At 78.4% G+C, this 1990-nt stretch carries 1 pseudogene; it reads right to left on the bottom strand.

What is annotated here, in order from left to right:
* Positions 1–235 precede the first annotated feature (235 nt).
* Positions 236–1918 (bottom strand): annotated as a pseudogene (locus AB0L40_RS27715) (serine/threonine-protein kinase); the annotation flags it as partial.
* Positions 1919–1990: the final 72 nt, after the last annotated feature.

The following is a 1990-nucleotide window of genomic DNA, read 5'->3' as shown; positions in this document are numbered from 1 at the left end:
GTCGCGTAGAGCCCCTCCCTGACCGGGCACTTCTTGGTGGCCGCGGCTGACGCCTGGCCCGGCGCCGCGGCCAGGCAGGCCGCGGTCGCCGCGAGGGGGAGCAGGAGCCGCGCGCGCATCGCGGCAGTATCGACGACCGCGCGGCGCGGCGGGGCCGGTGGCGCTCCGGCGCCACACGTCGACGCCGGATCGCAACCAGTCGCGATCCGCGACCGGGTCCCGCCGGGCTGACCGCCTACGGCCCGGTGGCCCGCGCGACGCGCTCGGCGGTCGCCCAGGCCTCGGCCTTGGTGGGCGCCGCGACGAGGACGCCCCAGCCGGGCCCGTTCGGGCTCTGGTTCAGCGGCACGTCGACGCACTGCAGGCGCGAGCACTCGGGGATCGAGCCGATCCGCCCGTCCTTGAAGCGGTAGCCCGTGGCGTCGCCGACGGGCGTGCCGGGGATCGGGAGGGTCTCCAGGACGTTCGTGGTGTCGAACGACGCGGCCTGCGTCGGCGTGTAGTCCACGAGGATCAGCCGGCCCGCGGGGCCCGACTGGCGCAGGCGGATGAGGCCGGTGCCCTGCGACGAGCTGGTCGGGGCCTCCCAGCCGTCGGCCGGCCGCGCGACGACGGTCCGCCAGGTGTCGCCGTCGGACACGTAGTCGGCGGCGACGCCGGTCTTCGCGAGCGGCGTGCCGGCCGCGGAGTCGCGCGTCGCGGCGCCGGCGGTGATCCGGCCGCCGCCGTCGACCGCGATCTCCTGGTCCGTCGCCGGGGTCTCGGTCGTCGTCGTGGCGGGCGGCGGCTCCGCGGTGGTCGCGGGCCGCTCCTCGTCCGTGGTGGCGGGCTGCTCGGTGGTGCTGCGGGTGGTCTTCGTCGTGCGCGTGCCGTCGGCGGACGGGCTCCGCGTCGTCGTCCGGTCGCCGCCGTCGTCGCTCCCGCCGCGCAGCGCGAGCGCGAGGACCACGATCAGCGCGACCACGAGGCCGCCGACGACGACCGCGGGCACGAGCCACGGCCGCTCGCCGCCCGGTCCGCGGTCGTCGCCCGGGCCGCCGGGACCCGGTCCGCCCGGGTCGTTCCGCGGCACGTACGGCGCGGCCGCCGGCCGGTTGACGGGCACGGGCGTCGGGTACGACGGCTCCGGCGCCCGGGCCGCCGCCGGGGACACGCGGGTGCGGGGCTCCGCCGGGGTCGGCTCGTCGCGCATCCGCGCCGGGGGCGTGGGGCCGGGCGGTATCGGGCGCGAGGTGCCGGGCGGCGTTCGGGGGTTGCCGGCCGCGGGGGTCGCCGGCCAGGCCGATCCGGCGGCGGCACCGGCCGCACCCGCGCCGGGCCGCGGGCGGCGCAAGGCGATCGTCTCGTCGGGGGACGGGCCCTCGAACGCCACGGTCGCCTGCGGGTCGACGTCGCTGCGCTCCAGCGCGGTGCGGGCCATCGCGGCGAGCTCGCCGGCGGTCGAGGGTCGCGCCGCCGGGTCGATCGCCATGCCGGCGGCGACGACGGCGTCGAACTGGCGCAGCGACGGGAACGCGTCGCCGACGCGCGGCCGGTCGCCGTTGACGTGGGCGAAGAGCTTGGCCATCGTGGCGCCGGGGAAGGGCGCGATCCCCGTCAGCGCGACGTAGAGCAGCGAACCGAGGGCGTAGACGTCGACGCGCCCGTCGGTCGCGTGGCCCTCGATCTGCTCGGGCGCGACGGAGTCGGCGGAGCCCAGGAGCATCCCGGTCTGGGTGAGGTCGCCGGCCTCCTCGAGCTCCTTCGTCAGGCCGAAGTCGGCCAGCAGCACCCGCTGGAAGGGCGGGAGCGCGAACCCCGACGCCGGCGCGGCGGCCGGGGGCGCGGGCGACGGCGTGGTGCCGTCGGCGGACTGCAGGAGGACGTTGCCGGGCTTGACGTCGCGGTGGACGATGCCGCGCGAGTGGGCGTGGTCGAGGCCGGCGGCGACGCCCTACTACGAGATCGTCGAGGCACACCTCGAGCCCCTCGCCGCGCGCATCCCCCGAGC

It is taken from the genome of Patulibacter sp. NPDC049589, assembly GCF_040675535.1.
In the GTDB taxonomy this organism is placed as follows: Bacteria; Actinomycetota; Thermoleophilia; order Solirubrobacterales; family Solirubrobacteraceae; genus Patulibacter.
This window is presented reverse-complemented; position numbering and strand designations above follow the sequence as displayed.